Source organism: Kribbella sp. (genome assembly GCF_035687465.1).
GTDB lineage: Bacteria > Actinomycetota > Actinomycetes > Propionibacteriales > Kribbellaceae > Kribbella.
Window position 1 is genome coordinate 23,467 of the sequence record NZ_DASRXP010000690.1, and the last position, 6,210, is coordinate 29,676.

A 6,210-nucleotide genomic window follows, 5' to 3' on the forward strand; every position below is an offset into this window, starting at 1 on the left:
GTCAATATCCTGAGCGAGAGGAATTCCATCTGGAACAAAGTGCTGATTTGTCCCATCCGCTATGGAACAAAGTGAGGTCTTGTCCCATGAAAAGACGCCAATTCCTGGCCCTCGGTGCAGCCGCCGCAACCGCCCCGGTATTACCGTCCGTAGCCAATGCGACCTTGGCAGCGCCGCCCTCCGACGTCCTGCCCTCCAAGGCCCAGCTCACCAGCCTGGTACGCCGGGTCGCCGACCGGTGGATCGCCGACCACACCGACTCCGGCGACAACGGCTGGGCCAGGGCCACCTTCTTCAGCGGACTGATGGCGGCCTATCGCCTGACCAACGACGCCCGCTACCTGAACTACACCCGCAGCTGGGCCGAGAAGCACAGGTACGGGATTCGCGAAGGCGTCGCCACCCGGCACGCGGACAACCACAACGCCATCCAGGTCTACCTCGATCTCTACGACCTCGAGCCCTCCGCGAACAAGTTGACCGCGGCAACGGACACCCTGAGCCGGATGGTTGCCAGTAGCAAGGTTGACGACTGGTGGTGGTGCGACGCACTGCACATGGCGATGCCACCGTTCGCCCGGATCGGCAAGCAGCGCAACGATCCGGCGTACTGGACCAAGCTCTACCAGCTCTACAACCACACCAAACGGACGCGGCGGTTGTGGGCGTCGTCAAGCGGGCTCTGGTACCGCGATGACCGCTTCCTGCCCGGTGGGATCGTGTCCCCCAGCGGCAAGCCGGTGTTCTGGTCGCGCGGCGACGGCTGGGTCGCTGCCGGACACGTGAAGACCCTGAAGGCGTTGCCCGCGAGCCAGCAGAATGTGGCCGAGTACAAGAGCACCTTGACGCAACTGGTGACTGCGTTGCGCCCGATCCAGCGAACCGACGGGTTCTGGAACGTCAACCTGGCTGATTCCCAGCATCTCCCCGGGCCTGAGACCAGCGGGACCGCCTTCTTCGCCTACTCCGCGGCGTACGCGATCAAGACCGGGCTGGTGCCGGCAGCGACGTACCAGCCGATGGCGGCGCGGGCCTGGAACGGGATGGTTGCGACCGCGGTCCACCCTGACGGATTCCTTGGCTATGTGCAGAAGGTCGGCGACCGGCCCGAATCGAGCCAGCCGATCACCTACGAATCAACCGCGGACTTCGGCGTCGGCGCCTTCCTCCTGGCCGGCGCTGAACTGGCCACCCTGGCCGTCTAGCGCCTGGCCAACTGCCCGGATGGAATGCCTGCGGCATCCAGAAGGGCGGCAGCCGTCAGTACGCCGATGCCGCCGAGCGCCTGGGCCCTCACTACGGTCCGGGCGCTCCCGCCGTCGAACACGATCGTCAACTGGACAGCCAGAGTGTCCGGGTCCTCGGCACCCGCTGCGATGAGCTCGGACCGGAAGAAGTCCGTCATCTGCTGCTTGAAGTACCGCGCGACCACACTGCCCGGATGTTCCGGGTTCTTCAGCTCGAACGCGGTACTGACGAACGGGCAGCCCAGATAGTTGCCCTCGGCAGCTATCTTGTCCTGCCGCTCGAACACCGCCAGGATTCGCTCCCGCGGCGACGGTCCCGCCTCCGGCCCCGGCATGAGCGCCGCCTGGTAGGCCGCGCCACGGCTCGCCAGACTCTCGGCGATCACCTCGTCCTTGGAGCGGAACAGCTGGTACATCGACTTCTTCGAGACCCCGGCCGCCTTGCAGAGCGCATCCACCCCGATGCTCACACCGTCGCGGTAGAAGAGGTCGCTCGCGGCTTCCAGCAGCCGCTCGCGGGGGGTTACCGAGGTCGTCATGGGATCGAGCGTACCGGCTCGACTTGCAGAACGAAACCGATCGGTTTACCTTGAGGGAAACAGATCGGTTTCCATCACACCTGGAGTTGAAGTGACCACTCTCGAAGGCGCTGTCGTCCTCGTCACCGGCGGCAACCGAGGTATCGGCAAGGCGATCGTCGACGACCTGCTCGGCAGGGGTGTGCGGAAGGTCTACGCGACCGCCCGCAACCCCGAGCCGAGCACCGACGACCGCGTCGTGACGCTCCCACTGGAGGTCACCGACCCGGCTTCGATCGAGGCGCTGGTCAAGGCCGCCCCCGACGTCACCGTGCTGATCAACAACGCCGGCGGCAGCTCGCCGGACACCTACCTGGACGCACCGCTGGCCGACATCCGGACCGTCTTCGAGACCAACTTCTTCGGCCCGCTGAACGTGACCCGGGCCTTCGTGCCGGTGATCGAGCGCAACGGCGGCGGACACATCCTGAACGCGCACTCGGCGCTGTCCTGGGTCGCCCGGCACGGCGCGTACGCCGCCACCAAGGCCGCGTTCTGGCTGCAGACCAACGCCATCCGCCTCGAACTACAGGACCGTGGCATCGGCGTGACCGGCCTGCACATGGGCTACGTGGACACCGACATGGCCGCGGCGGTGACCGATCCCAAGTCGAAGCCGGCCGATATCGCCCGGGAGGCACTGGACGGGATCGAGAAGGACGCGTTCGAGGTGCTGGCCGACGAGACCGCCCGCCAGGCCAAGGCGGCTCTGTCCGGGGATCCCACCAACCTGTATCCCGAACTCAGGCGCTGACCCCGGCGCCCCGCAGGACGGGCTAGAGGCGGTCGGTCGGGTCGAGGAAGCGGGCGTCGACGTTGTCGTGGACCGTGGAGATGGTGACGTCGAGCCACTTCTCCTTCTCCACGTCCCGGGCCCGCTCGTACTGGTTCGCGACCGCGAGCGCGTCGGGACCGATCAGCAGCCGCTCCGGCACCTCTTCGCTGTCGACCAACTGCAGGACGACCTGGGCCACCTTGGCCGGGTCGTTCGCGGCGACACCGCTGGCGCGCATGTCGCGCATCAGGCCGAGGCTCTGCTCGTACGGCGCGCTGACCGGGTGCACCGTCATCGACGAGCCGGCCCAGTCCGTGTTCATGCCACCCGGCTCGAGCACGGTCACCTTGATCCCCAGCGGGTTCACCTCACGGGCCAGCACGCCGGAGAACCCGCCGACCGCCCACTTGGCCGCCTGGTACGCCGACAGCCCGGCCGCGACCGCCCTGCCGCCGACCGAGGAGACCTGGATGATGTACCCCGAACCCTGCTCGCGGAGCTGGGGAAGAGCCGCCTTGGTGACATTGACGACGCCCAGCAGGTTGGTGTCGATCTGCTGCCGGAAGTCCTCGATCTCCATGTCCTCGACCGAGGCGACATTGGCGTAGCCGGCATTGTTCACGACCACATCGAGCCGTCCGAACGCATCAACAGCCGCCTGTACTGCGGATTGCGCGGCGGCGTAGTCCGTCACATCCAGCCGCACCGCGCGAATCTGGTCGCCGTACTTGGCGACCAGGTCGTCGAGTTGCTCGGGCTTGCGGGCCGTCGCGACGAGCTGGTGGCCTGCTTCGAGCACTGCCTCGGCGATCGCACGACCGAGCCCGCGCGAGCTGCCGGTGATGAGGAAGACCTTCATACCCACTCCTGAAAGGTTCGACTGACTGGTTAGTTACAGAGAAGCATGCCGCGTCTCGGAAATCAACTAGCCGGTTAGTCAGGTATACTTCCGGCATGCCAGGCGATGCGGATGCGACCAGGAAGCGGCTGCTCGACGCGGCGATGAAGGAGTTCGGCGCGTACGGCATCGCCGGTGCCCGGGTGGACCGCATCGCGGCGGAGGCGGCGTCCAACAAGGCGCAGATCTATCACTACTTCGGCAGCAAGGATCGACTGTTCGACGCGGTCTTCAACCAGCTGGTGGTCCGGACCATGGCGGAGACCCCGATCGACGCGACCGACCTGCCGGAGTACGCCGGCAAGTTGTTCGACGGCTTCGAGCAGTATCCCGAGGTCCAGCGGCTGGCGACCTGGTACCGGCTGGAGCGGGCCGGATCCGACGAGCCGCTCGAGTTGATCATGCAGAGCAACGCGCACAAGGTCGAGGCCATCGCCAAGGCCCAGAAGGACGGTCTGATCCCGGCGAAGTACGAGCCGATCGTGCTGCTCGCGCTGGTCCTGCAGTTGTCGGCGTTGTGGACCGGCCTGACGCCGGAGTACGCGATGCTGGTCAGCCGGACGTCGGCCGCCGAGCGCCGCAAGGTGGTCACCGACGCGGTTGCCGCTCTCCTGAAGGACTGATCCCCGACACGCTCCGGACACCTTTTCGTAGGGAGTCTGCATAAGATTGCGTTGATGATTGACGTCGTTGCGGTGCTCCGTCCTGAAGATGTCGCGGTCGAATTCCTGGCTGCTCTCGACCCCGGACGCGGCCACGAGGTCCATCTGCTGATCGCTGATCGCGGCGCTTATCTCCGCCTCCCCGCCGGCGTCCCGCTGGCCGGGCGCCTGGCACCACTGGCGGAACTGTTGCAGACCTCCGGTCAAGGAGCGAAGCCGTTCTCGCCGGGCCAGGCCGCTGACGCGATCGCGCTGGAGACGGGCGATGTCGCCGCCACGATCTGGACCCACAACCCGGCCGACTCGCGGGAGCGCAGAGCCCGGTGGGGGTTCGAGCTCGCACGCCTGGTGCGGGCGCCGGTGCTGCATGCCGTCGGGGACGCACGCTGGCTCGAGTGGACCACCGACATCGATGAACGGCTCGAACGGCCGTTGGTCGACGCGAAGCTGGACTTCGTCAACACGCACTGCGCTGCGCTGGTCGGGCTGGACGAGGAGGACGAGAACGCGCTGATCACCCGGCGGGTCCCGTCGGTCGAGCGCTTCTTCAGTTCCGACCCGGAGGAGCGAGGACGGTTGTCCGCGCTGCTGGGGAGTAGGGGTGACGACGCCGCGGCGGTTCCCGATCCGTGGGAGTTCGCGACCTCGCAGTACGAGATCGACCGGCTGGACGCGACCGCGGCCTGGGTACGGCGTCACCTGGATCCCGCGGCCGGCCCGGTGATCGAGGTCGGTGCGTGCGAGGGAGCGCTGACGCGACGGCTGGCCGGCGAGCGATACACCGTCGAGGCGACCGAGCCGAACCCCGTCTTCCTGACTCGGCTTCAGGAAAGCGTCGTGGGGCACGGCGACGTGCGGATCCATCCCCACAGCTTCGAGGACCTGGCAACCACCCGGCGGCTGACGGGATCGGCGTACCTGCTGATCGAGCTGCTGTACTACGGCCAGGACCTCGCGTTGCTGGACCGGTTCCCGACGGACAGGATGTTCGTCTCGATGGAGCCGGGCGCCTTGGCCGAGCAGGCTTGGCCGGCCGGCTGGACCGTCGAGGAAGAGGTCGACCTGGTCCTACCGCGGTTCGAGTCCGTGGCAGGAGGCCGCGCCCACCTCCGTAAACGAGGCAGCCGCGGCCTCCTGCTCCACCGCCGCCGCTGACTGATTCCTTACGTCCGAAGAACTGGAGGAACGTCTCGCCACTTCTTCGGACGTAAGGGATCAGCTGGTGTGGAGGTCGCGGTCGCGGGTGTACTCCATCGCCGCGGCGACCGAGTCACCGAGCTCGGCGGAGATCTCCCGGTCGAGGATGTGCAGGGCGAGGTCGAAACCGGCGGTGAGACCGCCGGCAGTGACGAGGGTGCCGTCGTCGACCACGCGGTTCTTCTTCAGGTCCGCGCCATACTCCTCGAGCTCGGCCCAGGCGTTGCGGTTCGTCGTCGCCGCCCGGCCCTTCACCAGCCCCGCCGCGGCGAGCAGCATGCCGCCCGTGCAGACGGACCCGATCCAGTCGAGCTGCGGAGCCAGCTCCGCGATCCGGGCGGTCAGAACACCGCGTTGGGCTTCGGCCCAGGCACCACGCTCTGCACGGTTCATCCAGCCGCCGCCCGGCACGAACAGGGCGTCCGGCGTACCGAGTGCCTCCGGGGCCCTGAACCGCAGGCCGTTCATCCCGGTCACCTCGGCAGGGCCGTCCACCGTGACGAGGGCCAGTTCGAGGTCCGACCTGCGGGAGGCAGAACTCCACACCTCGAACGGCCCCATCACGTCCATCTCATCCACACCGTCGAACACCAGGATCTCGATCCGCATGGCTCAACCCAACCGCGTCGCGGGGGTCATCACCAGCGGCCGGAGAGCCGGTGTTCGACAGGATCTGGCCAGCTGGCCGATGATCCCAGTTCGTCAGTACGGCAGGGCGACGTAGTCGACGTGCTGGCCGACGTTCGGGTCGTTCTCGATCTCGGCGGGCACGTTACGCACGATCAGACCGGCCTGGTCAGCGGCCGCCAACGCCGTCTGGTCGTACTTCGTCTTGCGCCAGATGTCGACCATG

Annotated in this window: 7 protein-coding genes; 4 read left to right on the forward strand and 3 right to left on the reverse strand. The window is 67.2% G+C overall.

Annotated features, from left to right (window positions below; genetic code table 11):
• Positions 1-86 precede the first annotated feature (86 nt).
• Entirely contained in the window at positions 87-1,205 is a 1,119-nt protein-coding gene (locus VFG33_RS37360; protein ID WP_325057756.1) for a glycoside hydrolase family 88 protein, read from the forward strand.
• On the opposite strand, the gene VFG33_RS37365 is transcribed toward VFG33_RS37360, so the two are convergent.
• Complete coding sequence (locus VFG33_RS37365) at positions 1,202-1,786, reverse strand: TetR/AcrR family transcriptional regulator (RefSeq protein ID WP_325057757.1); 585 nt, start codon at positions 1,784-1,786, stop codon at positions 1,202-1,204. The two genes, VFG33_RS37360 and VFG33_RS37365, sit on opposite strands and share 4 nt — an antisense overlap.
• A gap of 91 nt (positions 1,787-1,877) precedes the next feature.
• Between VFG33_RS37365 and VFG33_RS37370 the strand changes: the two genes are divergently transcribed.
• The gene (locus VFG33_RS37370; RefSeq protein WP_325057758.1) at positions 1,878-2,579 is read left to right on the forward strand and encodes an SDR family oxidoreductase; all 702 of its coding nucleotides are present in this window, start codon (positions 1,878-1,880) and stop codon (positions 2,577-2,579) included.
• A 22-nt stretch (positions 2,580-2,601) separates the two neighbouring features.
• On the opposite strand, the gene VFG33_RS37375 is transcribed toward VFG33_RS37370, so the two are convergent.
• A complete protein-coding gene (locus VFG33_RS37375) occupies positions 2,602-3,459 on the reverse strand; it encodes an SDR family NAD(P)-dependent oxidoreductase (protein ID WP_325057759.1) in 858 nt (285 codons plus the stop codon).
• A gap of 95 nt (positions 3,460-3,554) precedes the next feature.
• Between VFG33_RS37375 and VFG33_RS37380 the strand changes: the two genes are divergently transcribed.
• Positions 3,555-4,121 carry a TetR/AcrR family transcriptional regulator gene (locus VFG33_RS37380; protein WP_325057760.1) on the forward strand — a complete coding sequence of 189 codons (567 nt, stop codon included), beginning with the start codon at positions 3,555-3,557 and terminating at the stop codon, positions 4,119-4,121.
• Positions 4,122-4,175: 54 nt separating this feature from the next.
• Positions 4,176-5,315: an SAM-dependent methyltransferase gene (locus VFG33_RS37385; RefSeq protein ID WP_325057761.1), complete on the forward strand. Its 1,140-nt coding sequence runs from the start codon at positions 4,176-4,178 to the stop codon at positions 5,313-5,315.
• A 60-nt stretch (positions 5,316-5,375) separates the two neighbouring features.
• On the opposite strand, the gene VFG33_RS37390 is transcribed toward VFG33_RS37385, so the two are convergent.
• On the reverse strand, positions 5,376-5,966 hold the full coding sequence (locus VFG33_RS37390; RefSeq protein WP_325057762.1) for a DJ-1/PfpI family protein: 591 nt from the start codon (positions 5,964-5,966) through the stop codon (positions 5,376-5,378).
• Positions 5,967-6,210: the final 244 nt, after the last annotated feature.

What these genes read in the sequence shown, in the direction of transcription:
- VFG33_RS37360 (WP_325057756.1), top strand. Translation starts at nt 87, where the DNA reads ATGAAAAGACGCCAATTCCTGGCCCTCGGTGCAGCCGCCGCAACCGCC.
- VFG33_RS37365 (WP_325057757.1), bottom strand. Translation starts at nt 1,786, where the DNA reads ATGACGACCTCGGTAACCCCCCGCGAGCGGCTGCTGGAAGCCGCGAGC.
- VFG33_RS37375 (WP_325057759.1), bottom strand. Translation starts at nt 3,459, where the DNA reads ATGAAGGTCTTCCTCATCACCGGCAGCTCGCGCGGGCTCGGTCGTGCG.
- VFG33_RS37380 (WP_325057760.1), top strand. Translation starts at nt 3,555, where the DNA reads ATGCCAGGCGATGCGGATGCGACCAGGAAGCGGCTGCTCGACGCGGCG.
- VFG33_RS37385 (WP_325057761.1), top strand. Translation starts at nt 4,176, where the DNA reads ATGATTGACGTCGTTGCGGTGCTCCGTCCTGAAGATGTCGCGGTCGAA.
- VFG33_RS37390 (WP_325057762.1), bottom strand. Translation starts at nt 5,966, where the DNA reads ATGCGGATCGAGATCCTGGTGTTCGACGGTGTGGATGAGATGGACGTG.